The organism is Shewanella sp. SP2S2-6 (genome assembly GCF_031931965.1).
GTDB classification, from domain to species: domain Bacteria; phylum Pseudomonadota; class Gammaproteobacteria; order Enterobacterales; family Shewanellaceae; genus Shewanella; species Shewanella baltica.
On the sequence record NZ_JAUOEQ010000020.1, the window covers coordinates 42,853 to 66,088 of the forward strand.

General features: G+C 45.2%; 24 protein-coding genes and 1 riboswitch. Of the genes, 17 read left to right on the plus strand and 7 right to left on the minus strand.

Annotated elements, in window-relative coordinates; translation table 11 throughout:
* Positions 1 to 151 precede the first annotated feature (151 nt).
* The 4 genes from Q4Q57_RS14100 to Q4Q57_RS14115 form a co-directional block, all read right to left on the minus strand.
* On the minus strand, positions 152 to 2,107 hold the full coding sequence (locus Q4Q57_RS14100) for a hypothetical protein (protein WP_311891174.1): 1,956 nt from the start codon (positions 2,105 to 2,107) through the stop codon (positions 152 to 154).
* Between the two features lie 298 nt (positions 2,108 to 2,405).
* Positions 2,406 to 2,780 carry a DUF2069 domain-containing protein gene (locus Q4Q57_RS14105; RefSeq protein WP_107947135.1) on the minus strand — a complete coding sequence of 125 codons (375 nt, stop codon included), beginning with the start codon at positions 2,778 to 2,780 and terminating at the stop codon, positions 2,406 to 2,408.
* 47 nt (positions 2,781 to 2,827) lie between these two features.
* Entirely contained in the window at positions 2,828 to 3,178 is a 351-nt protein-coding gene (arsC, locus tag Q4Q57_RS14110) for an arsenate reductase (glutaredoxin) (protein WP_311891175.1), read from the minus strand.
* 128 nt (positions 3,179 to 3,306) lie between these two features.
* Positions 3,307 to 4,776, minus strand: a complete 1,470-nt coding sequence (locus tag Q4Q57_RS14115; protein WP_311891176.1) for a M48 family metalloprotease — start codon at positions 4,774 to 4,776, stop codon at positions 3,307 to 3,309.
* Positions 4,777 to 4,888: 112 nt separating this feature from the next.
* Between Q4Q57_RS14115 and Q4Q57_RS14120 the strand changes: the two genes are divergently transcribed.
* The 3 genes from Q4Q57_RS14120 to cctA all read left to right on the plus strand — a co-directional run bounded on the left by Q4Q57_RS14120 (position 4,889) and on the right by cctA (position 7,294).
* Entirely contained in the window at positions 4,889 to 5,122 is a 234-nt protein-coding gene (locus Q4Q57_RS14120) for a sulfurtransferase TusA family protein (RefSeq protein ID WP_106650271.1), read from the plus strand.
* Positions 5,123 to 5,343: 221 nt separating this feature from the next.
* Positions 5,344 to 6,426: an AI-2E family transporter gene (locus Q4Q57_RS14125; RefSeq protein ID WP_063883579.1), complete on the plus strand. Its 1,083-nt coding sequence runs from the start codon at positions 5,344 to 5,346 to the stop codon at positions 6,424 to 6,426.
* Positions 6,427 to 6,943: 517 nt separating this feature from the next.
* Complete coding sequence (cctA, locus tag Q4Q57_RS14130; RefSeq protein WP_006081299.1) at positions 6,944 to 7,294, plus strand: tetraheme c-type cytochrome CctA; 351 nt, start codon at positions 6,944 to 6,946, stop codon at positions 7,292 to 7,294.
* 93 nt (positions 7,295 to 7,387) lie between these two features.
* Here the strand turns inward: cctA and Q4Q57_RS14135 are convergent, their stop codons facing one another.
* Positions 7,388 to 8,134, minus strand: coding sequence for a cytochrome b/b6 domain-containing protein (locus Q4Q57_RS14135; RefSeq protein WP_011846577.1), 747 nt, complete (start codon positions 8,132 to 8,134; stop codon positions 7,388 to 7,390).
* A 297-nt stretch (positions 8,135 to 8,431) separates the two neighbouring features.
* On the opposite strand from Q4Q57_RS14135, the gene Q4Q57_RS14140 reads away from it, so the two are divergent.
* Positions 8,432 to 9,067 carry a LuxR C-terminal-related transcriptional regulator gene (locus Q4Q57_RS14140; protein ID WP_006081301.1) on the plus strand — a complete coding sequence of 212 codons (636 nt, stop codon included), beginning with the start codon at positions 8,432 to 8,434 and terminating at the stop codon, positions 9,065 to 9,067.
* Between the two features lie 169 nt (positions 9,068 to 9,236).
* Here the strand turns inward: Q4Q57_RS14140 and Q4Q57_RS14145 are convergent, their stop codons facing one another.
* Complete coding sequence (locus Q4Q57_RS14145) at positions 9,237 to 11,003, minus strand: PDZ domain-containing protein (RefSeq protein ID WP_311891177.1); 1,767 nt, start codon at positions 11,001 to 11,003, stop codon at positions 9,237 to 9,239.
* Between the two features lie 144 nt (positions 11,004 to 11,147).
* On the opposite strand from Q4Q57_RS14145, the gene hinT reads away from it, so the two are divergent.
* The 6 genes from hinT to tsgA all read left to right on the plus strand — a co-directional run bounded on the left by hinT (position 11,148) and on the right by tsgA (position 15,270).
* A complete protein-coding gene (gene hinT / locus Q4Q57_RS14150; RefSeq protein ID WP_006086341.1) occupies positions 11,148 to 11,504 on the plus strand; it encodes a purine nucleoside phosphoramidase in 357 nt (118 codons plus the stop codon).
* Complete coding sequence (locus tag Q4Q57_RS14155) at positions 11,501 to 12,028, plus strand: PaaI family thioesterase (RefSeq protein WP_006081304.1); 528 nt, start codon at positions 11,501 to 11,503, stop codon at positions 12,026 to 12,028. Before hinT ends, Q4Q57_RS14155 begins: the two co-directional genes overlap by 4 nt.
* The gene (locus Q4Q57_RS14160; protein ID WP_259521415.1) at positions 12,015 to 12,512 is read left to right on the plus strand and encodes a PaaI family thioesterase; all 498 of its coding nucleotides are present in this window, start codon (positions 12,015 to 12,017) and stop codon (positions 12,510 to 12,512) included. The genes Q4Q57_RS14155 and Q4Q57_RS14160 overlap by 14 nt, the downstream gene beginning before the upstream one ends.
* Positions 12,513 to 12,653: 141 nt before the next feature.
* The gene (locus tag Q4Q57_RS14165; RefSeq protein ID WP_220592722.1) at positions 12,654 to 13,049 is read left to right on the plus strand and encodes a YcfL family protein; all 396 of its coding nucleotides are present in this window, start codon (positions 12,654 to 12,656) and stop codon (positions 13,047 to 13,049) included.
* A gap of 290 nt (positions 13,050 to 13,339) precedes the next feature.
* Positions 13,340 to 14,044 (plus strand): purine-nucleoside phosphorylase, encoded by a 705-nt coding sequence (gene deoD / locus Q4Q57_RS14170; RefSeq protein WP_012196924.1) that lies wholly within the window; start codon positions 13,340 to 13,342, stop codon positions 14,042 to 14,044.
* 50 nt (positions 14,045 to 14,094) lie between these two features.
* Entirely contained in the window at positions 14,095 to 15,270 is a 1,176-nt protein-coding gene (tsgA, locus tag Q4Q57_RS14175) for an MFS transporter TsgA (protein WP_311891178.1), read from the plus strand.
* Positions 15,271 to 15,337: 67 nt separating this feature from the next.
* Here the strand turns inward: tsgA and Q4Q57_RS14180 are convergent, their stop codons facing one another.
* Positions 15,338 to 16,018 carry a Crp/Fnr family transcriptional regulator gene (locus Q4Q57_RS14180; protein WP_261273030.1) on the minus strand — a complete coding sequence of 227 codons (681 nt, stop codon included), beginning with the start codon at positions 16,016 to 16,018 and terminating at the stop codon, positions 15,338 to 15,340.
* Between the two features lie 197 nt (positions 16,019 to 16,215).
* A riboswitch (TPP riboswitch) is annotated at positions 16,216 to 16,341 on the plus strand.
* Positions 16,342 to 16,395: 54 nt separating this feature from the next.
* On the opposite strand from Q4Q57_RS14180, the gene Q4Q57_RS14185 reads away from it, so the two are divergent.
* The 7 genes from Q4Q57_RS14185 to Q4Q57_RS14215 all read left to right on the plus strand — a co-directional run bounded on the left by Q4Q57_RS14185 (position 16,396) and on the right by Q4Q57_RS14215 (position 23,233).
* On the plus strand, positions 16,396 to 18,591 hold the full coding sequence (locus Q4Q57_RS14185; RefSeq protein ID WP_311891179.1) for a TonB-dependent receptor domain-containing protein: 2,196 nt from the start codon (positions 16,396 to 16,398) through the stop codon (positions 18,589 to 18,591).
* Positions 18,592 to 18,697: 106 nt separating this feature from the next.
* Positions 18,698 to 18,958 carry a hypothetical protein gene (locus Q4Q57_RS14190; protein ID WP_028760297.1) on the plus strand — a complete coding sequence of 87 codons (261 nt, stop codon included), beginning with the start codon at positions 18,698 to 18,700 and terminating at the stop codon, positions 18,956 to 18,958.
* Between the two features lie 46 nt (positions 18,959 to 19,004).
* Positions 19,005 to 19,658 carry a nicotinamide riboside transporter PnuC gene (gene pnuC, locus Q4Q57_RS14195; protein WP_311891180.1) on the plus strand — a complete coding sequence of 218 codons (654 nt, stop codon included), beginning with the start codon at positions 19,005 to 19,007 and terminating at the stop codon, positions 19,656 to 19,658.
* The gene (locus Q4Q57_RS14200; RefSeq protein WP_311891181.1) at positions 19,658 to 20,866 is read left to right on the plus strand and encodes an aminoglycoside phosphotransferase family protein; all 1,209 of its coding nucleotides are present in this window, start codon (positions 19,658 to 19,660) and stop codon (positions 20,864 to 20,866) included. Before pnuC ends, Q4Q57_RS14200 begins: the two co-directional genes overlap by 1 nt.
* A gap of 145 nt (positions 20,867 to 21,011) precedes the next feature.
* On the plus strand, positions 21,012 to 21,884 hold the full coding sequence (locus tag Q4Q57_RS14205; protein ID WP_311891182.1) for a DUF6279 family lipoprotein: 873 nt from the start codon (positions 21,012 to 21,014) through the stop codon (positions 21,882 to 21,884).
* A gap of 70 nt (positions 21,885 to 21,954) precedes the next feature.
* The gene (locus Q4Q57_RS14210) at positions 21,955 to 22,548 is read left to right on the plus strand and encodes a DoxX family protein (RefSeq protein ID WP_311891183.1); all 594 of its coding nucleotides are present in this window, start codon (positions 21,955 to 21,957) and stop codon (positions 22,546 to 22,548) included.
* 136 nt (positions 22,549 to 22,684) lie between these two features.
* Complete coding sequence (locus Q4Q57_RS14215; protein WP_011846586.1) at positions 22,685 to 23,233, plus strand: NAD(P)H nitroreductase; 549 nt, start codon at positions 22,685 to 22,687, stop codon at positions 23,231 to 23,233.
* Positions 23,234 to 23,236: the final 3 nt, after the last annotated feature.

The window sequence follows — 23,236 nt, forward strand, 5'->3', positions numbered from 1 at the left end:
AGTTGGTTGTGAGTTAGTTGTGAGTTGGTTTTGAATTAGCGTTGAGCGATGTAAACACTCAAAAATGTAAAATCCCTTCAGCGTAAAGCCCAAAAAAAGCCCGTCATGCTGAATGCAGACGGGCTTTTTGTTTATCTAAAGCTTAAATCCTCTATTGCTGAGGATGTCGGTGCCGGTCGCCACTTAAGCGAAGTTCAGGCTCAAAGCGTGGCAGCACATCGTTTGCCTGTGCATTATTTTGGCCTTTGAGCTGCGCATTCGCAGGCGATATGGCTAATGTTTGACGCCAGCTTTGACCTTGGGTCATGGCAATCGGTTCGGGAAGGCTTTCTATCAGACTGATGCCATCAAGCTCTGGTAGAATTTCATCAATCACCAGTGCAGCGCGATTCTCTAGGCTGTCTTGTGCAATTCTACCTCTTTGTCCCCAGTCAATAATCAGCGTATCAGCGGTTAACAACGCAGGTTTATTGGTGACGGCGACATCACGTAATATCTGATAGCGATAACTCATCATGGCTTCTTCAAACAGCATAGCCGTGTCTTCACGGGTACTGGAATAGGTATAGAAGTCGCTGGCGATATCGGTAGAAAAGAATGTACTCACATCCGATGGTTGATAGGCCTTTTGCACATTATTCGCCGCTGCGCCGAGGAAACGGACATTGGCAAGTCCCATCATTTCAGTGCTCATTAGTGGATAGCTGGTGCTGACTTGATCAGATATCAGGCTCTTGTTGGCATTGCGGCGACTGTAATCATCTAGCAGTCTTGGCCCTGTGAGTGAGGCATGTACGCTGCGGGGGAAGAAGTCATTGGCATGGGCTAGCTCGTGATACAGCAATGAGGCTAGATCAGGATTGATTTGTGCTAACGTTCGGTCTGCTCTGACGGTGATAGGTACGCCAAGTGATGCATATTGATTGTCATTCACATAACGCCAAGGCAGCACAAAGTTAAGATCATCACCGAAATTACTGCGGTAATCCGGCGCTTCATTAATGGTGTCACGCTGGCTTGGCGTAAGCCATAAATCGTCTGGATCGAGATAAATCGCCCCTGTTACCACCCAATAGAAGGAAGGGCGCACATCATAGCTAATCACCACGGCCGTGACGGATTGTAACAGGCGAGCAAAATCGCTGTTGGAGTCCATCTGAGCTAAAAATGCGGCAAAGTTATCGCCCATCCAGTCGTGGGAAACCAGTACACGATTTAGAATGGTCTCACGATTTAGATCGCTTGAGGTTTGTCCTATCAAAGGTAAGGTATTGATAGTGCAACTATCATTAAGCTGATTAGAGTAAACACAGCCCGCTAGTACATTAGCGTAAGGCGAGGCTGGACGATAGGCGTGAGTGCGTGCCACTGGGGTGTCGAAATATTGCGAGTTGATCGCCGGCGCCGCAGTTGTTAGCACAAAAGCATCATCACTGAGTGGATTACCGTTGATACTGGCGTTCACTTTGAGCCGAGTGATTGTATCTTGGGCGACCGTTGGCGCGGCAAATAAAGGCCTAAACGGGTCGCTCAGATCGACCATTAAATCCGGGCCAGACGCCACGCACCAAGAGATATTCGCTGCGCTTAATCCTGATTGTTGTCCGAGCCTTAAGCTAACATTGTTACCTTCAACCACTTGGTGATCTTGGCGGACGTTCAGTACACCCGTCGATGCGGGATCGACATTAATGCCAATTTCTCCGCTGACATCTAGATTACTTCCCGTCACATGCAAGCTAAAACGGTAGCCGCCTGCGGTGGGAGTATCAAAGGCTAATACCGGGCTGTTTTGACTGACTAATTGTATGATAGGTCCATCGATTTGCTGCCAGTGAAAGGTTAAGTTTTGGCTATCGCGATTAAGGATGTTGGCAATGATGGCACTGGATTGACCTGCTACATAAGTCGGTTCAGTTTGAAAACGGATTGAGGATGATGTGGTAACAAGAAGCGGCGAAATGCTATCTGTGCAGCGTGGCAGTGAGGTGGAGGGGGGCGTTACTCCGCCATTATCTGTGTTGCTGTCTCCACCGCCTCCGCACGCCATAAGTAGGCTAGAGCAGGTTATTAATCCTAAAAGTTTCAGTGGTATCGATATCCCCATTACAACATTCTCCCATGTTAACTCAGCGGTGCAATCAGGCTTTTTGTGACTCGCGGGACATCAATACTCCACGATGAAAAACTGACTATAGCATGGGGGTTAAGTTGCAAAAAAGTCGCTACAAGTATGTTAATTGTTAATTTTCATGCGATTTAGTTGTTCGATTAACTGTGCATTGAACTGAGGATGAAGAGGGTATTTGAACGCAGATCTTTAGCTGAGTTTGGCGTTGCGATTTAAAAATGCCGTCAAACCTAGTAAGGCAAGACGGCGCTGAAATCACATTGTATGCAATGGCTTATTCTTTGGATTTTTTCTTCAGGCCTAATCCCAGTTCTCGACCACGGATCCGAGCGTAGAAGGGGAAGGCAATCAGCAGCACACCAATCAACAATACTTCGATTAATGCAAAGGCGAAGGCATCGGTAGTGACATAAAGCAGCGTCAGCCCATGCAGCATATAGAGGCACAGAATAAAACTCGCCCAAGCATAAGTATATGGATTACCTTGGAAAACCCCTTTTGCAGGCAGTAACAATGGCACTATCCATAAGAGGCTAAATAGCAGAGTATATTCACCGCTAATACCCTGACCAACAAACCAGCCGCCTAATAGCAGGACGAGCGCAAAGTAACCTAAACGGCTAAGAGTAAATAAGGTGTTGGACGTCATATGTCTACCTAAGAATTAAAATTAAAGCGATTTTATAAAAATCATAATTAAAGAATAGCGAGCACATTCTCTGGAGGACGACCGATGGCAGCGCGTTGATTGGCGAGCACAATTGGCCGTTCTATGAGTTTAGGCGTGTTCACCATGGCTTCAATCAATTGCTGCTCAGTCAATGAGGTGTCGGCAAGCCACAAGCCTTGATATTCCGTTTCTTTGGTGCGCATTAATTCGCGAGCACTGATGCCTAATTTTGTCAGAATGTCGCCAATGACTTCAGCCGTAGGAGGCGTTTTTAAATATTCCACTAGGGTAATGTCACAACCTTGTTGCTCAAGTAGAGCTAAGGTTTCACGGCTTTTTGAACAACGTGGGTTATGGTAAATCGTCGCTTGGGTCATAGTGCTAGAGGCTCAATACGGGCTGAAATAACAATGGAGCGGATGATAACAGAAAAAACAGCGCCCCGTCAGTGTGTTCGGGGCGCATAAATGGGCTATTAAGTTAAATCAATTTATAAAACAACTGATTACTTAAGTGCTTCCATCTCTTTATCGGCCATTTTGAATTGGCGAATACGGGCCTCAATACGTGCAAGCTGTAAGGGATTACTTTCGGATGCACGGTAGGCAAAGTTAAGCTGATCGATAGCGCCCTTATAGTTAGCCCCTAATGCCATTAGCTCAGCGGTGGAAAAATATTCCAATGCCTGATTACCTGTTTTTTTATAGACAGCGCTCAGCAATTGATAGGGCAGCTGATTTTGCTTATCGAGGAATATCATATCTTCTAGTAAAGGGATTGCCTTAGGGGCTTGGTCAGCTTCTAGGTAGATATTGGCTAAGTTGGCGTTGATCACTTGCGATGTTGGCTTCATTTTCCGCTGGGCTTCAAGCATAGCAATCGCCTTTGCGTAGTCTTTTCGTTCGGTCAGTAAATCGGCTTTAGTATCGATATAAAACAGGTTGTTATCATCAATTTTTAACAGTGCATCGACGATTTTTTCCGACTCACCAAACTTCTTCAATCTAAACAAGGCCAGCGCTTTGCCATAGAGCGCTGCCTCTTTAAAGCTGTAGGTCTGTTTGTTCAGTTGTCTGTCAAACATACTTAAAACCGCTTCGTCGCTATAACTGGAAAAACGGACTTGAATACGGGCTTTCGCCAGCTGGAAATTGAGGTTATCGGGAATATAACGCTTAGGATATTGCTCGGCGCGGTTACGGGCTTCAGTGATCCGCGACTCTGGTAATGGGTGAGTTAGCAGCATTTGTGGCGGTGTGGTGGTAAAGCGGTAACGAGTGGCTAACTTGCCAAAGAAATCTGCTGCAGCGTTGGGATCAAAGCCTGCATCCACCAAAATTTGCATACCGATGCGGTCGGCTTCTTTCTCGTGCAAACGGGTATAGTTGATTTTTGATTGTGTTGCCATCGCTTGGGTCGTCGCCAGTGCAGCCATACCGGCTTGTGGTACGGCAATGGTTAATAAAATGGCGCCGAGTAAACCCGCAATTGTCGCAGGATTGCTCTTTTGTTGTGCTTCGAGCGAACGCGCAAGGTGACGTTGGGTAACGTGGGTAATTTCGTGGCCGAGTACTGAGGCGAGTTCGCTTTCGTTATCGGCATTGAGAAATAAGCCAGTGTGCACGGCAACATGGCCGCCGAAGAAGGCGAAGGCGTTGATTTCATCATTTTGTAACAAGAAGAAATAGAAGGGCGTTTTTACCCCTGTGGCATGGGCGACCAGTTTGTTGCCAAGTTCTGTAAGGTACTGACTCAACACAGGATCATTTAACATAGGCGCCGAGGAGCGAATGATGCGCATATAGGCATCACCGTAAACCATTTCTTTTTCAAGGCTGAAGGTGTTAACTGCGGCCGTACCTAAATCCGGTAAGTCATTGTTGGCAAAGCTTTTGGCGGCTAAAGTTAGCAGCATCAAAGAGAATGCGCCTGCAACAAAAGGTTTTAATCGAGTCAAAAAAGTCAAGTTACGCAAGCGGATCCTTTATTTCTAATTATCTCAACTAAAGGCAGAGATACTGCACTTAGCTTGTAGTTTGAGGTGCAACTTAGGATAATAGCCCAAGTTCGTCTATAGCAAGTTCATTATGATTTTTATTGATTTAACGCTATTTCGCTGTCCTGTACCTTTAGTTAAAGTGAAACTTGCATTGAAGCCAATGCGAGACGGCGAGCAATTGCATATCTTACTCTCAGACTCAGGTTCGCGGCGAGATGTTCCCCAATATTTAAAAAAACAAGGTCATGTCGTGCAAGAGTTGCGTAATGATGTGAGTCTGTTAGCCTTGATGGTCACCAAAGTTGATCTATCTCAGGGATAAATTGAGGATTTTCATGTTTAAATCCTTTCCGAGTCGTGACCTAATTTAATGTGCACGCTAGATAAGTTCACCAAATGAGTTTGCTAGCTGGGCGTAAGATTTCCGTTCTGCTAACAAGTTGAAGTGAAAGTAGTTTGAGTAACGTCGTAGATAACACCATGATAAATAAACTTTCCTGAGCGTTTGGGAAGCCTAGCCAACCATCACTATTGGAATGATCCATGTTTACTGTTTTTTCTCGTTGGTATCAAGAGCGCTTTAGTGATCCACAAGCTGTGACCTTAATGGCTATTCTTGTTGGGTTCGCGTTAGTGATTTATTTTGCCGCAGGTTTACTTGCCCCCTTATTAGTCGCGCTGGTGTTGGCATTTTTATTGGAGTGGCCCGTGGCGCAAATGCTGAAATTAGGCATTAATCGCACCGCTGGTGCGTCCTTAGTTATCGTGTTGTTTTTGGGCATTGTGGTCTTACTGACATTTGGCTTAATTCCGAGTGTGTGGCGTCAAGGCGTGAGCTTAATTGCCGATTTGCCGAGCATGATAGATAAAGGGCTGCTGACGCTACAAACCTTGATCAACCAATACCCGCAATTTATCAATCCTGAGCAATTAGATTTGATGGTCGCAGAGCTTAAAAAACTGCTCGATACTCAGCATGTACTGGATATTGCTAAGCAATTAATTGGCTATTCAGCGTCATTACTCGTCTTGATGGTATACGCGATTTTAGTGCCTCTGTTGGTGTTTTTCTTTTTAAAGGATAAAGATCAGCTGATCAGTGGCAGTAAGCGTTTTTTCCCTGCTAATCGTCAATTAGCCCGCAAAGTGTGGTTTGAAATGCATCAGCAAATTTTCAATTACATTCGTGGCAAAGTGATTGAAATCGTGGTGGTTGGTGTCGCGAGCTATATCTTGTTTGCCTTAATGGGGCTGAGGTATTCAATGTTGCTCGGGGTGTTGACTGGCTTGTCGGTATTGATCCCCTATGTTGGCGCAACCTTAGTCACCTTGCCGATCACCTTAGTGGCATTTTTTCAGTGGGGTTTTAGTTCTGAATTCGGCTATTTGATGTTGGGTTACGGCATTATTCAGGCGCTCGACGGTAATTTACTCGTGCCGATTTTGTTCTCCGATGCGGTGGATTTGCATCCAGTGATAATCATAGCCGCGGTATTAGTCTTTGGTGGTTTATGGGGCGTGTGGGGGGTATTCTTTGCCATTCCATTGGCCTCGCTGGTCAAAGCCGTGATTAACGCTTGGCCTAAAACTGAGGTTGAAAGTCTCCATGGACTGGATGCGAGTTGATGCCGACTCGCTGAACGGTTTGCTGAGCTTGGCCTTGTGAGCATTGAGTTCTGTCATGGAACTCAGTGCCTGAGACGAGTAGGGCGTTCAGGCGCCACATTTAGGCACCATATAAGGCGCCATGTTTCGTCTCCATTACACATATTCATCAATCACTCGCTATATTTCCTGTTTAGCGTTATTGCCTTCGGGTTTGTCATTTGTCTTCAAGTCCCTTGAATAGAGCCCATATTGTCTAATTCAGGCTTTTTATTTTGTCCTTAGTCGCTTTAGGGATTTACATTATGTAGCCTCTAGGTTAGGCATATGTAAAACTCTTATATAAGCATGTGGTTACATGATGCAGCGCACATTTTACCCTTGAGTATGTTGATAAAGTTGGGGTGCTTAGCATGGGTTTGCTTATTCGTTCATCCTTAGCTAAGTTATATTGAGTCGTGCTATTTACTTTTGGTTGCGAGATGGAAGTCACCCTGACAAGAATTTCCACTGACAATCGCCATTGGAGGATACTATTGTGAGCAAAAAACTATTAAGTGCGCTTTTCGGGGCTAGTCTCGCAGCGTTAGCGCTGTCGCCAACCGCATTTGCTGCAGATCAAAAATTGTCTGATTTCCACGCTGAGTCGGGTGGTTGTGAAAGCTGTCATAAAGATGGTACACCTTCTGCGGATGGTGCCTTTGAATTTGAACAGTGTCAAAGCTGTCACGGTTCTCTTGCTGAGATGGACGCTGTGCATAAACCACATGACGGCAATTTAGTCTGTGCAGATTGTCATGCGGTGCATGATATGAATGTAGGTGAAAAACCTACCTGTGAAAGCTGCCATGATGATGGCCGTACACCTGCGACTATTCTGAAAAAATAATCAAAAAATATTAGAAACGTTGGCGTGAGCCTTCAAGTCTAAACAAATAACGCCAGCAAATGCTGGCGTTATTTTTATCATTAAACTAACCGATTACTCGTCTTTTGGCTGACCTTGGATGATCTTCTTGCCCGAGAACATGGCAGAAATAATCCCAGGTTGACGTTTAACTTCGGTATAAACCACTGCGAATACATGCAGTAAAATCAGTAGCAAAAGTAGATAAACCGCATAAACGTGAACTTCACCGGCGAGTCCTTTCAGCGGTTTAAGCGCATCCGCTTTCTCGGTATTCACCCCAGTGGCATCATAGGGTTTTAAGCTTGCTGGATCGACATTGGTATCGGCCAGATAGCTTTGTACAGCACTACCTAACGGTGGGTAGTAAATATCTGTTCCTGCGCGTAAAAGCCCAGTTACCATGATAGTGACTAAGAGCAACATAATGCCGAGGACCGCAAATTTACCTTTAGGATTATGGCCTAAATACTGCGGATTTTTACCCGCGGCCAGTTCTGACTTGTAGGTCATTAACTCATTTTTGCTATTGGCATTGGGAAACATATGGCTGAAACGCGCATATTTGTTACCGACAAAACCCCACACAAGGCGAATGATAAGGTTGATTGCAAACGCGTATCCTATCCACACGTGTAAAGTTTTCAAGCCAATTTTACCGGTTAACTCAGTGATGCCTAACTCAGTGCGATACATCATGATGCCACCCACTAAGATGAGTGCGAGAACGAGAATGACATTTATCCAATGGAATAATCGAGTCGGTTTGTCCCACACTGGGTAGGATTTGACTTCAAGCGCGGTGGGTTTACTGCTGGACATGGAATTTCCTTATTTTTTGTGTTGATATGATCTTACGCTTTTATCTAAAAATTTCAGTAATTTTTTTCAGTTTCAATTAAGACTTCTGATTGATAGTGGCTTCAACGAAAGTGTTAGAAGTTTTTGATTTGCGTACGGTAAATATTTTTCACGTAAGTCTTTTTAATCTGTTTTATCTAATGCTAATATCGTCACCACGATAGACTTGGAAGTCTATTGAACGGATGTTGAAGTTGTATTGAGAGGATTTTAGGTTCTCAAAGTGAATAATCGTTAATCAGACAGGGAGTGAGCAGGATGTTCAAAATATTACATTGGATTGTAGTGTCACGATCGCAAGTATTAATGGAATTGCTAGCAGGACGTTGGCCACAGGAGTTTCTCGTTAAGTTGACGCAAGTCAGCCCTGATGAGATGTGTGAACAAATCAAGGATAATCATGCCTCCATGGTAGTGATTGATTTAGCAACTGTTGATCTTCAAAAAGCCCATCAATTTCAGCGTTTACTTGCCCGTGAACAACCAAGTGTACGAGTCGTCTATTTACAATTCCCTAAACAAGTCGATGCACGTTTTTTAATGCAAGCGGCCACGACCGCAGGGGTGTTTTATCTCGATGCGGGTTTAACTGAGATTAGCCTAGGATTCTCGAATATTTTACGAGGCCATAGGGTGATCCCAATTCAACTTGTCAATGGGGTAAACGATGACTTTGGTTTGTTCGAAGATACTGAGCCGCTGACAATTCGTGAGCGAGAAGTATTACAAGCTCTCTTAACGGGTAGTACTAACTTAGATATTGCTAATCAGCTGTTTGTCAGTGAAAGCACGATAAAAACCCATTTGTACCGAGTATTCCGTAAGATCGGTGTGTCGAGCCGTGGTCAAGCGATTGCGTGGGCGCAGACCTATTTGCACGATGTGGTGGTTTAAATCTGTATTAGCACTGATAGAAGACACTAATTTGGCAAGGGAATACTGTTCTAGACCTAGATGTGTGCGTTTAGAGATTAGTACCTAAGTTAAGTGTTATCTCAGAAATGATAAAAGGGGCTTTTGCCCCTTTTGTTTGTCTTAAAATCAATCGAATTAAAACGTTAAATTAACGTCCTAACCAAGCCGCGAGTTTAGTTTTGTCACTAATTGCTAGGGCGACAGTGTCCTTCGGCGCGGCAGTTATCATCAATTCACCCGTCATCAATTCATCCCGTCTAAACCAATGTAGATTCAAGGATTCACCCAGCGGATATTGCTGTAGCTGCGACTCAAATTGCGCGCTGACTTGCAAGTTATCGGCGGCGATTAAGATATCCCCCGCACTTAATCCCGCAAGGTGGGCAGGGCTGCCTTGGGTAACAGTCACCACTTTCAATCCCATCGGCGCCACTTGAGTTTTCGCGCCAAAGGCAATGTCATAACCTTTCGCTTGCCCGCCGCCCACATCCTGCGGACCTTGGCTGGCTCGAAGGTTAAACTCGACGCCAAATTCGGCAAGTAGCGGAGCCAGTGGAATATCGTCGGTGTTATCTAAGTAGACAAACAAATCGTGGCAATCACGGCCTAGGAGTCGCTCGACAATCGCTTGGTGGCAGCTGTCAGTCGTGCCTTTGTCTTGCAGAGCATATTCCTGCCATAAAATCTGCATAACATGGTCGAGATTGTATTTGCCTTGGGTTTCACTGCGCAGGGTTAAATCTAAGTACAGCGCAAACAGCGCGCCTTTGGTGTAATAACTGATGATGGCGTTTTGCGCGTTTTCATCCTGCTTATAGAACTTAGTCCAGGCATTAAAGCTTGAATCTTTAACACTTTGTTTAAAGCGTCCTTGGCTGCGATAGACACGGGTGAAGGTCTCACTCAGCATATCTAAATAGCTGTGTTCATCTACCAACCCAGCGCGATAGGTAAGGAGGTCATCGTAATAGGAAGTGATGCCTTCATAGGCCCACAGTTGTGGCGTGTAGGTTTCAGCCTCAAGTTTATAGGGTAAAAAGCACTCCGGCTTAATCCGCTTCACGTTCCAGCTGTGGAAATACTCGTGGCTGCACAGGGATAAATAAGTGCGATAGTCGTTATTAATTGGCGCATCGAGCGACAGTGGCAAATCCTTGCGAGAACACATCAATGCGGTAGAAGCTCTGTGCTCTAACCCGCCAAAGCCATTGTCTAATACTGTGGTCATAAACAAATAACGTTTAAATGGCGCAGGCGTGCCGAAGAGATTGATTTGATACTCACAAATGGCTTTTAAGTCTTGGCAGAGCCTTGGCATGCAAGCGCGGTGGCGGCCATTGAGGACGATATCGTGTTGGACGCCGCAGGCATCAAAACTGGCTAAGGTAAATAAGCCCATTTCCACAGGATGATCGATAAGCTCGTCATAGCTTGTGGCACTAAATTGGCCGAAGGCAAAGTCGTCACCACTGATGCGGGTCATACTCGTAGCGACGCGCCAGTTACCTAATGTGGGCTCAGAGGGCGGTAACATAGTGACAGTGTGGGTTTGTTGTTCAAAACCGTGGGCGGATAAAAACACGCTACTGCCGTTAAAGAAGCCGTGGGTCATGTCCAAATGCGCGGTGCGCACCGACAGATCCCAAGCATACACTTGATAAGTTAGAATAATTTCGCTGCTATTATTGTCAACCGACCAAGTTTGCTTATCTAGTTGGGTGAGTTTAAGTGTTAGGCCATTAGCATCTTGTGCCTTGAGTTCAATGATATTTTTAGCAAAGTCGCGCACCATGTAACTGCCAGGTAGCCAAGCGGGGAGGCTAAAGACCTGTACAGGCTTGGGCTGGGATAATGTCATAGTGACTGCGAATAAATGGGCTTTCGGATCGACGGGGATTATCTGGTAATGGATCATATTTATCCTGCAAAACCTGAGTGTTTTAATGGTGGCCATGCTGCCAAAAATGCCTGCAACTGGCAAATGAAAAGCAAAATATCTACAGACACAAAGCATTGAATTACTAGTATACTATGCCAACTAACCCAAGGAGGACGCCCCATGGCCGAAGAAACGATTTTCAGCAAAATTATTCGTCGCGAAATTCCCGCGGATATTCTGTATCAAGATGAACTTGTGACTGCCTTTAGAGACATTTCCCCTAAGGCGCCAACCCATATTTTGATTGTGCCGAATCATTTGATCCCAACGGCGAACGACATGAAAGCCTCTGATGAGCCGGTGCTTGGCCGTATGATGACTGTTGCGGCTAAATTGGCGGCGGAAGCGGGTATCGCTAAAGATGGCTACCGACTGATCATGAACTGCAATCAACACGGTGGACAAGAAGTCTATCACATTCATTTCCACCTTGTGGGCGGGGAGCCTCTGGGGCCCATGTTGAGCCAAGGCCAATGAAGGTAAATTCGGATTTTTTCCCGCTGACCCAAATGGCCCAGCGGTTTGTGGATCAACTAGCCCAGTGTCGTCGTCTCGGTTTAACCGTACTGGAGGCGAGTGAGCACCATGTGTTGATTGAGTTGCCCTACAGCACTGAATTAATTGGTTATCCCGATACGGGCGTTATCCATGGCGGAGTTATTACTACTTTAATGGATACCGCCTGTGGCAGTGCAGTGGTCAGTGCAATTTTCCATAAATTCAAATTGTTAGAAATCTCACCTACGCTTGATTTGCGGGTGGATTATATGAAGCCCGCTCAGCCCCATAAGCCTGTGTTTGGGTTTGCGGAATGCTACAAGTTGTCTTCCAACATTGCCTTTACCCGCGCGATTGCTTATCAAGACAGCATAGATGATCCTATTGCCCATGCTGTTGGTTCCTTTATGCGGATCAGTCCAGAAATGGTGGGTGATGCCTTTAGACAAGCGCTGATGGGTGAAGCCGTGCCTGAAATAGGAGACACTGATGAGCGCAAATAATTCGGAACTTGGCGCAGCCAGTCCCACTCAAAACGCCCAAGTCAAAGCTCCTATTGATGTGCAAGGCATTGTTAAGCGCGCCACTGAGCTTAACGATTTTGGTCATTTACTTGAGCACGTTCCCTATGCCAAATTTATTGGGATGAAGGTTGAGCGTTTTGGTGATGAGCTGATTTTTAAATTACCTGCTAAGGACGACAATATCGGTAATCCTGTGTTGCCCGCTATCCATGGCGGCGTCATTGCAGGTTTTATGGAGATGTCGGCGATAGTGCAGTTAATGGTTTTTATGCAAACAGCCAAAGTGCCTAAAGTGGTCGATTTTTCTATCGACTATTTGCGTGCGGGTCTGCATAAAGATAGCTTTGCAGAATGTCGCATTACCCGTCAGGGGCGAAGAGTGGCCAACGTGAATATCGATTGTTGGCAAACCAATCGTAAGCAGCTCATCGCTACGGCACGGGCGCACTTTCTGATTGATTAACTCGTTTTAGTGAGCAGATAGTTGAGTGATGATTAAGTCTGTCTTGTTAAGCATAAGTTCAGCACAGTTCACTTAGCTTGTCGTTTAATAGGGAATAATGCGCGCTAGCCGCGCATTTAGTCGCGTGACTGGGAGAAAAATATGAAACAAATTTATACCGGACTATTATTGGCCGCGGCGCTGACCTTAGGTGCTTGTGCCTCACATACCGCCGGGATTTCAGTGAGTTCACTGGGTGAAACCCGCGTCGATAATACCAGCTTTGCCCGAGATATTGCGGTACAGAGTGTGGATGCTCGCCGAGTCGGTGATTTAGTGCAGGGCTCTGCGCTGATTGTTAGCAAATCATCAACTGACATGCGTGTGCAGTATAAATTCACTTGGTACGACGCCAGCGGTTACACCATAGAAGATGAGGCAACCAGCTGGAAATCGGTCAAATTACACGGCAAGCAACAATTGCAAGTCTCCGCCGTGGCACCTAATGCCCAAGTGGTTAAATTTGATGTGTACGTGCGCGAAACCTTTTCGAACTAAGCCTGAGTTTGCCTTTGTTTAGTTTATAAATTATTTTTTGATATAAAGTGATTGTTATAATGGCTTACTTCTCTCTGGGGTAAGCCATTTTTATCCATATTGATTAATTTTTCAACAACCTTTTCTCATTTTTTATCTTTATTAATTCAGCCTTATCATGTTGAAATATGCGATTAATTACTCATTGTTGAGTAAAAAAACTTACTGCAGGGCTAGAACCGGACTTTAGTCCTAAATACATTTAGTGATTGAGCACTACTATCAGCATATTACCACATGAGGATAGAAAGATGACTGCTCATATTAATGCTCAACCTACTGATTTTGCTGAAACTGTTATTATGCCGGGTGATCCACTACGTGCTAAATATATCGCTGAAACCTATCTCACCGATGCCGTAGAAGTCACGAATGTTCGCAATATGCTTGGTTACACGGGCTTTTACCAAGGACAACGCATTTCCGTTATGGGGCATGGTATGGGTATTTCATCTATGGTGCTCTATGGCCATGAGCTGATTAATTATTTTGGCGTGAAACGCATTATTCGTATTGGCAGTTTAGGTGCAACACAAAAACATGTACAAATGCGAGATGTTATTTTAGCCCAAGCCGCAGGTACGGATTCACCTACTAACGCTAAGCGTAGTAGCGGCTACCAAATGGCAACTTCTGCGACCTTTTCTTTATTGCATAAAGCCTATACAACAGCGAATGAGAAAGGTATTAGTGTAAAAGTTGGCAATATCTTTAGTGGTGATCTTTATTACGATCCCGATGAAGATATGATCCCCGCACTTGAGCGTTTTGGGGTATTAGGTATTGATATGGAAGTGGCGGGGCTTTATGGATTGTCACACCAACAAGGTATCGAATCATTAGCCATTTTAACGGTATCGGATCATTGTTTAACCGGTGAAGAAACAACGGCCGAAGAACGCCAACTCTCTTTTAATAATATGATCGAGCTCGCGTTAGAAACCGCCCTCAATTAGGTTTAAAGCCATCCTTTGAACCCTTAGCATTTCACTTATGGAATGACATAATGAATAATAAAATTACTTTAACAGCCATCAGTTTTCTCGCCAATTTTATTATGGCGGGCTTTGCGACCCAATTTGGGATGTTGATTGAACCCATAGCTGAGAAATTTGCTGCTAATGTTAACGAAGTTGCATCAATCTTTTCATTGCTCAATGGTGGTGCACTCGCGGGGACGATTGCAGCATTTTTCTTTATTGAAAAAATGGGTATCAAAAGAATGACCTTGATAAGTTACAGTCTGGTTGCTCTTTCTGCTCTGGCTTTACATCTAACCAATTCCCTACAAGTTGTGATGGTGGCAATGACCTTGATTGGTTTTTGTGGCGGTATCGGTCTATGTATTGCTGGTACGATTGTGGTGTCTGTGTGGCAAGAGAAATTACAAAGCACAATGTTAGTAGTGCAGGATGCGACTTTTAATATTGCAGGTGTTATTTTTCCATTGATAACAACTTATGCATTAACAAGCTCACTATCATGGAGTTATAGCTATTTAGCTGTAGGTTTGGTCGCGTTAGGTACCGTCATTATTACATTATTCACTAATTTTTCTATATGTGAACAGTCTTCTTCAACAGAAGATAAGCAACAATCTGAGTGGAATTTTGGAATTATTAGCGGGGGTATTGGATTATTTTTAGGGATGCTCGCATTATATACATTTTTAACTTGGGCACCTTTATTTGTAAAACAAAAATTTGATATTCCGTTTGAAGAGGCGGGTAATATTATTACCCAGTATTGGTCCGCTGCGCTAATTGGTGCCCTAATTTCGACTGTGATTGTGACTCGTGTAAAAATTCACCATTTCTTAGTTGGTATTATTGCTTTAGCTATGGTGCTCACCTCTGCCATTGTCAGTACCAATAATCTTAATTGGATAGCTTATTTAACCTATGGTTACGGTTTTGTGTGTGCCGCGCTTTATAATGCATTTATTGCTTATGGCGTGTCTTTTGTAAAAAAAGCCAGCAGCAAAAATGTGTCATATATTCTTATTAGCGGAAGTGCAGGGGCGATGTTTAGCCCAGCCATCAGTTCTTTCTTTGAACGTATTATCGGATTACAAACAGTGATGTATGTGATTCCTTTGCTTTACGCAGCGATATTTATGTTATTGATCGTTTCAAGTCGGATGAAATCGGCTATGGAACAACACTCGCCATCGGTAAGTTAATTTACCTGTGCATCCATCCCACACTCGGTTGTTAAATTAAGTCGAGTGTGGGTTATGCTGAAAGCGATTATATGCCTGCTTCAACAAATTTCTTGAGTGCGTTGAGATCACAAATCCGAATGCCATCTTTTTTCCGCTCAATTAAGCCTCGTTCCTCAAGATTTTGTAGTGCCCGACGGTAGACTCGGTCGGTAGTACCAAATCGTTCAGCCTCTAAATAGCGTTTACTAAAGCCATCTACGGGCAAGTCATTTAAGTATTCATGGTAAATATCAAATGCCACGTTATAACTGATGGGATAGAGCAGTCGCCGAGTAAAAATATCCACTGTGTCTTGGTAGTCAATCGCAATTGCACTAGCGAAAAATAGCGCGAGTTGAGGGTGTTGACCGAGGTAATGTTGCAGTTTTTCAGCGCTAATCAACGTGATTTCTAAGGGTTCACTGGCAATAATGTCTAGTTGACAGTGGTACTGGGTGAAGAACTCCATTTCGCCAAACAGCTGTGAATCACAATCAATAGTACCTAATTGAAAACACCGACCATTTCTCGCGGTATGGCCGAGTGATACGCGACCTTGCTTCACCAATACAAGTGATGCCATCGCTTCCCCCTGCGTCATGAGGTGAGCGCCTTTTTTGAGCATTTTTATTTCGCTGATACAGCTAAGTACAACCGCTTCAATAAGTGGATAGTCTTGCTCCCATCGCTGGCTATAACGTCCTTTCGATAAAGGTTTTAGCTGCATCGACTATGATCCTCTTACTGTTTTCGAAATTGCGACCTTCTATAGCATTATCATGATAGGCGGTCAAATGGACGAAAGGATTTAGGCGGCTACTAAAGATATTTTCATCATACGAACTGAAGGGCCGTGGTTTTCGCGACATTTAATTGAATCGCAGAGATAAGAGTGCCCACTTTTTATTTCCGTCATGTATACTAGGCGCCGCCAAGGGGTGTTTGCAGCGAATGAATTTACGTTGATTACTGCAAACTGAGATGTCAGCTGACGAACCCTTAGAACCTGATCCGGCTAATACCGGCGTAGGAATGGGCCAATTAACAGCACACTTCTGAATCGCTTATTCGTTGCCGGATCTCAAACATTATATTTGAGGTCCTATGTCAAACCGTAAAACGTCAAACCGTCATTCCCCGTTTTTAACCCGAGCGCCGCTGGCATTAGCCATTGCTGCCGCGCTGAGCACTGTTGCATTTGCACAAACCGACGCTATCGATAAACCCGATCCTAGTACTGAGATGGAAGTCATGGTAGTTACGGCGGATTTTCGCAGTTCAAGCTTAGAAAAAATGCCTTCAAGTATTACCGTTATCGACAGTCAAAAAATTCAAGATGAAAGCGCGCAGCATTTCGAGGATGTGCTTAATTCTATTGCTAACTTTAACTGGTCAGGTGGAAGTTCGCGGCCAAAATATTTTCAAATTCGCGGTGTAGGTGAGCAAGAGCAATACCAAGGTGCGCCTAATTCTTCTGTGGGTTACATCATTGATGATATCGATTTATCCGGTATTGGCATGGTGTCGAGCATGTACGATCTACAGCAAGTCGAAGTGCTGCGTGGACCGCAGGGCACACGCTATGGCGCCAATGCTTTAGCGGGACTGATTTATCTGAAAAGTAACGATCCCACCGATGTGTTTGAACATGGCGGCGAAGTCTCGTTAGGCGACGATGATTTACGCACGTTTAGCGGTTTCAGTTCAGGCCCATTAACGGATTCTGGCAAGCTGCTTTATCGCGTGTCACTGCAGCAACATCAACAAAATGGTTACCACGACAACCTCTATTTAGGTCGTGACGATACCAATGGCCGCGATGAGTTCAGCGGCCGCGCTAAGCTGCGCTGGTATGCGACTGACGATTTGCAGTTTGATTTAACTGTGCTGCACGCCGATTTTGATAATGGCTATGATGTGTGGAGTTTAACTAATTCACCGACCCAGACGACATCGGATCAACCGGGTGTCGATAGCCAGCGCACCACAGGCGCAGGCTTTAAAGCGACCTATTCTGGTGCCGAAACCTTTGAGTTAACCTCGTTAACCTCTTTTGCGAATACCGATCACCATTACAGTTACGATGGCGATTGGTCGAACCCAGAGTATTGGGCTTCTAAGCAATGCAGTGATGACGATGGCAATCTGGCGCCGTGCCAATATGATTATTTTTGGGATAAAACTGGCCAACGTAAAACTGTGTCGCAAGAGTTTCGCTTAAGTTCTACCGAGCAGGGCCGAATCTTTGCGGATAGCACAGATTGGTTGCTTGGTGTGTACGCCATGAATCTGAAAGAAGATAACCAATTGTATTCTGAATATAATACTTGGCCGGATGAAGTCTTAGACTCTGAGTATGAAGCGACGAACTATGCCTTGTTTGGTCAGCTCGATACGGATCTGGGCTCAGATTATGCCTTATCTGTGGGTTTACGTTTAGAGCGCCGCAATAGCCATTACTCAGATACGAATAACGATAATTTCGATCCGAGCGAAACCATGTGGGGTGGTCATATTGCAGTGAGTAAAGTGCTGAATGACTCACACAACGCATATGTCCGTGTCGCGCGCGGTTACAAGGCGGGCGGTTTTAACATGACTTTGCCTGTCGAACTGAACGATAAAAAAGAGTTCAGTACTGAGACGCTTTATAACTATGAAATCGGCCTTAAATCCCATTGGCTAGCGGGGCTAATCGATACTAATCTGGCGCTGTTCTATATGGACAGACAAGATCAACAGGTGGCGGCATCCCAGCAAGACCCTGATAAACCGCAGCGTTTTATTTTGTTCACCGAAAACGCAGGCAGTTCTAATAACTATGGTGCTGAGTTAGATGCGACCTGGTATGCCACGGATAATCTACAAATTTACTCAAGCTTAGGTTGGTTAGAAACCGCCTACGGCGATTATCAGTATCAGGACAAATATGGCACTGAGGTGGATTTAACTGGCCGCGATCTGGCCCATTCACCACACTTTACCTACAGCCTTGGTGGGACTTATCGTGCCAATTCGGGTTGGTTTGCTAACCTAAACTTAAGCGGTAAGAGCGAGTTTTACTATTCAGACAGCAATGAATCCCGTTCTGAACCCTACACTATCGTCAATGCCCGCGTGGGTTATGAGGCGAGTGCATGGTCGGCTTATTTATGGGGCCGTAATTTGTTCAATGAAGAATACGGTGTGCGCGGTTTCTACTTCGGTAACGAGCCAGATAATGGCTGGGCAGAAAAGCAATATATTCGTTACGGTGATCCGCGTCAGATTGGCGTCACCTTTAACGTTAAGTTTATGTAAAAGCTCATATAATGGCTCAGGTCACTATGAGCCATTTGAGTTAACTTATGACTAAGCTGTAGTCCGGTGTAAGGGCTATAGCTTCTCTCAAATTTAAGGAATTAAGATGAAACTGACCGCAGAAATTAGCATGTATCCCTTCAATGAGAACTACCTCGATCCGATAAAGTGGTTCATTGGTCGCGTGGATAGCTATCCTAATATCGAGCGCGTGACCAATGCGATGGCAACCCAAGTGTGCGGCGATTATTTAGATGTGATGACTATGCTGGCGACCGAGATGCAAGCTGCCCATGAGAAGTGGGGCAAGGCAGTATTTGTGTGTAAGTTTATCGGTGGTGAGCTGAATTTAGCCCACAGCGAATAATGTTTTAGCGTCACATACGCGATAAATCGGCAGTGAGAACAACACAATGACAGATTTATGGTTAACCTTGGTCGAGAGTATGAATGCGGTCTTTGGTGAAGTCCATGTGATGACCGCATGGGAAGCCTTAGCGGTATTGCTGGCCATGGCATATCTACTGCTGGCAATGAAGGCGAGCGTCTGGTGCTGGGCGGCGGCCTTTGCCAGTACCGCCATTTACACTGTGTTGTTTTGGAAAGTGTCGTTACTGATGGAGTCAGTGCTGAATATCTATTATATGGCGATGGCGCTCTATGGATATTGGCTCTGGACCCAAGGCGGCGATAAACATCAAGGGGTCAAAGTGACCACTTGGTCGTTGAAAACCCACTTGAAGTTGATCGCGGTGACAGGCGTTATTTCGCTTTTTGTCGGGCACGGCATGGCGATGTATACCCAAGCCGCGTTCCCCTATTTAGATGCGGCCACGACCTGTTTTGCTGTGATGACGACCTATTTAGTGGCGAAGAAAGTACTTGAGAATTGGCTCTATTGGGTCGTTATCGACATAGTGTCTATTTACCTTTATCTCAGTAAAGGCTTGATGTTGACCTCGTTATTATTCGTACTCTATGTAGGGCTTGCAGTTGTAGGGTATTTCCTGTGGCGCACTGCGTTAGCCGATGCCCGTGAGGCCAATGCCTTGAAGTTACTCAGTTAATGCTCGATGTCAATGCTGCTAAGCCATACTCAGCGGGCGAATCATTCAATACACTCTTGCCCATACTCAAACGAGCTGGGCTTGAGCAAGTGCAGAGTATTTGCGAGCTTTCGGGCGGCTTGAGTAATCATAATTATAAGATCACTACGCCAACAGGGTGTTATGTGCTGCGGGGCAATGCCAATGCGGCGGATAGTTTTTGCACCCGCGAGCAGGAGCGTTTTTACTGGCAACAACTCGCCCAAGCTAAACTTGCCCCTGAACTGCTGTGGGTGAGTGAAGATGAGCGCTATTATCTCAGCGATTTTATTGAAAGTGACCTTATTGAGAGTGACTTTATCGAGGGTGACTTTATTAAGAGTGACCTTATTGAGAATGACTTTATCGAAAGTGCAGTAGCGAGCGCAGCAGAGTGTGCGGCAATTGAACACAATGTGATTGATAGCGAACGCTTTCAATGTAAACGCTTCATCCATTGGCCAGCATTAGAGCGCCAAACCAGTGCCGCTGATTTTGTGCTGAGGCAGTCGTCTTTGGGCATTTTACATCACGGCTCTTCATCACAAGCTTGTTTAAGTCCTGAGCCTAGGTTGATGCTAATACAGCAAGATAAGCATCCCAACTCAACTGCGCGCTTACTGCTGGAATTATTGCTGCAATTGCGGGAACTGCCCACAGGTCCTTATGCCATTAGTATCACTGAACAATGGCAGGAATATCACCAGCAGATGCTTGCTTATCAGGCATCTCTTACCACAATGCACAATTGGAATGAGCGTGTGGCTAAACTGCTTAACATCCAAATCGCCATCAAAGATTGGTGCGATAACTTAGCGGCTTGTTTAATTAAACCGCAGTTTTGTCATCGCGATCTTAATCCCCACAACTTGCTACTCAAAAATAATCGTTTGTATTGTATCGATTTTGAGTATGCGACGGCGTCGCATCCCCTGTGTGAGTTAGCCGTAGTGTTAGCGACCCATGCGTTAACGCCTGCCCAGCAAAACGAGTTAGTGACGCAGTATCTGAGTGAACACCCTTATGTTTCAATAAACGCCGCAGAGGCCGTGCCCGCCGCCATTGACATGTACTGGGTATTTGCCTGTTACTGGGCATTATTGATGGCGGCGCAAACGGAGCCCAGTCGTAGCGCCGACTATCTCGCATGGTTTGATTGTTTTTGGCCGCTCATCACCCAAGCATCATAAGGATGGCTGTTCGATTGGAATCATAAAGTAGGCAAAGTATTAACATATTGAAAACCTTTATTAGACAAACTTGTTTGATATAAGAGGCAACTTTATATAGGCTCAAGCGTCATATTAGCAACAGTTCTAGGATGGATGATTCAGAATGAAAAAAGGCGTGATGCTACTTGTGTGTCTCTTAGGCTTAAGCGCCTGTTCCACTAAATTCAGTTACCATTTCCTCGATTGGGCCATCGGTTGGGAGCAAGAGGATTACGTTACTTTAGATAAATCGCAGCAAAAGGCATTTGACGCCCTCATTGAAAAATTTGTCCTGTGGCATCAATCCAAAGAATTGTCCCACTATGTGGTGCAATTAACCGAAGTCGAAAGCCTCATCAAAACCAATACCTTAACACCAGTATTATGGGCCGAGCATGTGGAGATAGCTAAGCGGCATTGGTTTCGTTTGTTTGAGTTTGCCTTGCCAGAATTACTGCCCATCATAATGTCCTTGTCCGATGAACAGGTGAAGCAAATCCTCGCCAAATTACGGGAAGATGAGCAGGAGCTTGTCAAAGAGTTTGCCGGCAAAAACCCAACGCAGTTACAAAAAGAGGCCGATGAAAACCTTCAAGAGCAATTTGATGACTGGCTTGGCAGCGTGAGTGCTGAACAAAAAGAGCTTATTCATCAGTATAATCAACAGCGTTTATCCACCTTAGATATGTGGCTCGAGTATCGCCACGAATGGTTACGTCAGTTTGAGGTCGCCCTTGGCCAGCGCGCCGATAAAGCGCTATTAACCGAGCGTTTGACCTTGCTAATGACGCAGCCCGATGAGCTTAAGTCTGAACAACATAAAGTGTTTTTGCGTAAAAATACTGAGGCATTTGGAACCTTACTGCTAGCAATGAACGCGAGCCTATCGGATAAGCAGTCGAAGCACTTTTATAAAAAGTTGGGCGGACTCATTCAAGATCTCACCGAGCTTAATCAAGAAGCCATTGAAAAAGAGACAAGTGCAAAAAAAGCCTAGGCCATGAAAGATTAATGGGCTTGCTAGGGTCTATTCCTGCATGCCAATAAATTAGTCAAAGAGAGACACTATGCCACTTGCATCCCTTTACCAAAAATTGCTCAATATGAGTCGCTATTTCGATGGCGTAGCGCCATTAGCCCTCAGGATTTACCTTGCGCCCGTGTTGATGCAAGCGGGTTATAACAAGCTCGCTCACTTTGACGATACGGTGGCTTGGTTTGCCAATCCCGATTGGGGTTTAGGCCTGCCAATGCCGGCGGTAATGGCAGGACTGGCGGCGGGAACCGAGTTCTTTGGCGCTATCTTGTTACTGCTTGGGCTTGCGACTCGGCTGATTTCTATCCCTTTGATGGTCACTATGTTGGTGGCTGCATTCACCGTGCATTGGCAAAATGGCTGGTTAGCGATTGCCGATGGCAGTTCTTGGCTAGCCAACGACAGAGTGCTTGAAGCAGGGGATAAACTGGCGAAAGCTAAAGAAATATTGCAGGAGCATGGTAATTACGACTGGCTGACCAGCTCAGGTAACTTAGCTGTGCTTAATAATGGTATTGAGTTTGCGGCCACTTATTTCATTATGTTGTTGGCACTCTTTACCTTAGGCGGCGGCCGTTACACTAGCCTAGATTATTTCATCGCTAAGCGTTGCGGGGTTAAGTAAGCCTTTTATAAAGAGCCCTCGATTTTCAAGCGCAATCAAAGCGTTAAATCCCATCCATGTGGTGGGATTTTTTTATGCCTCTTTGCCTGCAATTTGCTATGCTTGAACGCAATTTATATCGAACTAGGATAAGAACTTGGACGCTATTGAACTTTTGCTCACCCGTCAATCGACCCCGCGATTAATCGCTCCCGCTCCCGATGCGAGTCAATTAAAAATCATCTTAGATGCTGCCATTCGTGTGCCAGATCATGGTGCATTAGCCCCATGGGAATTTATTATTGCCACAGATCAAGGGTTAAACACCTTAGCCGATATCTTTGTTGAGGCGGCTAAAGCCAGCGGCGCCGACGAGGATTTCGTTAATAAAGCCAAGGGTATGCCAATGCGTGCGCCTATGGTGATCACTGTCGTTGCAAAAACGCAGCAACACCCTAAAGTGCCTGTACTTGAACAACAAATTGCAGCGGGCTGCGCAACGATGGCGATGCAACAAGCGGCTTTTGCCTTAGGGATAGGCGCGGTATGGCGCACGGGCGATTTTGCCTTCGATGCTAATGTGAATGCCGCCTTAGGCCTTGAACCACACGACCAAATTGTCGGCTTTTTGTATGTCGGTACGCCAGCGGTTGTGGCACCCCAAAAACCGCAAAAGGACGGCAGCCAATACGTCCGTTATTTATGAAAA

Excerpts from the sequence above, each read along its gene's own strand:
- tsgA (WP_311891178.1), top strand. The coding sequence starts at position 14,095 with ATGAATAATAAAATTACTTTAACAGCCATCAGTTTTCTCGCCAATTTT.
- Q4Q57_RS14100 (WP_311891174.1), bottom strand. The coding sequence starts at position 2,107 with ATGGGGATATCGATACCACTGAAACTTTTAGGATTAATAACCTGCTCT.
- deoD (WP_012196924.1), top strand. The coding sequence starts at position 13,340 with ATGACTGCTCATATTAATGCTCAACCTACTGATTTTGCTGAAACTGTT.
- Q4Q57_RS14190 (WP_028760297.1), top strand. The coding sequence starts at position 18,698 with ATGAAACTGACCGCAGAAATTAGCATGTATCCCTTCAATGAGAACTAC.
- Q4Q57_RS14145 (WP_311891177.1), bottom strand. The coding sequence starts at position 11,003 with ATGATCCATTACCAGATAATCCCCGTCGATCCGAAAGCCCATTTATTC.
- Q4Q57_RS14105 (WP_107947135.1), bottom strand. The coding sequence starts at position 2,780 with ATGACGTCCAACACCTTATTTACTCTTAGCCGTTTAGGTTACTTTGCG.
- Q4Q57_RS14135 (WP_011846577.1), bottom strand. The coding sequence starts at position 8,134 with ATGTCCAGCAGTAAACCCACCGCGCTTGAAGTCAAATCCTACCCAGTG.
- Q4Q57_RS14165 (WP_220592722.1), top strand. The coding sequence starts at position 12,654 with ATGAAACAAATTTATACCGGACTATTATTGGCCGCGGCGCTGACCTTA.
- Q4Q57_RS14120 (WP_106650271.1), top strand. The coding sequence starts at position 4,889 with ATGATTTTTATTGATTTAACGCTATTTCGCTGTCCTGTACCTTTAGTT.
- Q4Q57_RS14185 (WP_311891179.1), top strand. The coding sequence starts at position 16,396 with ATGTCAAACCGTAAAACGTCAAACCGTCATTCCCCGTTTTTAACCCGA.
- Q4Q57_RS14140 (WP_006081301.1), top strand. The coding sequence starts at position 8,432 with ATGTTCAAAATATTACATTGGATTGTAGTGTCACGATCGCAAGTATTA.
- hinT (WP_006086341.1), top strand. The coding sequence starts at position 11,148 with ATGGCCGAAGAAACGATTTTCAGCAAAATTATTCGTCGCGAAATTCCC.
- Q4Q57_RS14180 (WP_261273030.1), bottom strand. The coding sequence starts at position 16,018 with ATGCAGCTAAAACCTTTATCGAAAGGACGTTATAGCCAGCGATGGGAG.
- arsC (WP_311891175.1), bottom strand. The coding sequence starts at position 3,178 with ATGACCCAAGCGACGATTTACCATAACCCACGTTGTTCAAAAAGCCGT.
- pnuC (WP_311891180.1), top strand. The coding sequence starts at position 19,005 with ATGACAGATTTATGGTTAACCTTGGTCGAGAGTATGAATGCGGTCTTT.
- Q4Q57_RS14125 (WP_063883579.1), top strand. The coding sequence starts at position 5,344 with ATGTTTACTGTTTTTTCTCGTTGGTATCAAGAGCGCTTTAGTGATCCA.
- Q4Q57_RS14160 (WP_259521415.1), top strand. The coding sequence starts at position 12,015 with ATGAGCGCAAATAATTCGGAACTTGGCGCAGCCAGTCCCACTCAAAAC.
- Q4Q57_RS14210 (WP_311891183.1), top strand. The coding sequence starts at position 21,955 with ATGCCACTTGCATCCCTTTACCAAAAATTGCTCAATATGAGTCGCTAT.
- Q4Q57_RS14205 (WP_311891182.1), top strand. The coding sequence starts at position 21,012 with ATGAAAAAAGGCGTGATGCTACTTGTGTGTCTCTTAGGCTTAAGCGCC.
- Q4Q57_RS14200 (WP_311891181.1), top strand. The coding sequence starts at position 19,658 with ATGCTCGATGTCAATGCTGCTAAGCCATACTCAGCGGGCGAATCATTC.
- Q4Q57_RS14155 (WP_006081304.1), top strand. The coding sequence starts at position 11,501 with ATGAAGGTAAATTCGGATTTTTTCCCGCTGACCCAAATGGCCCAGCGG.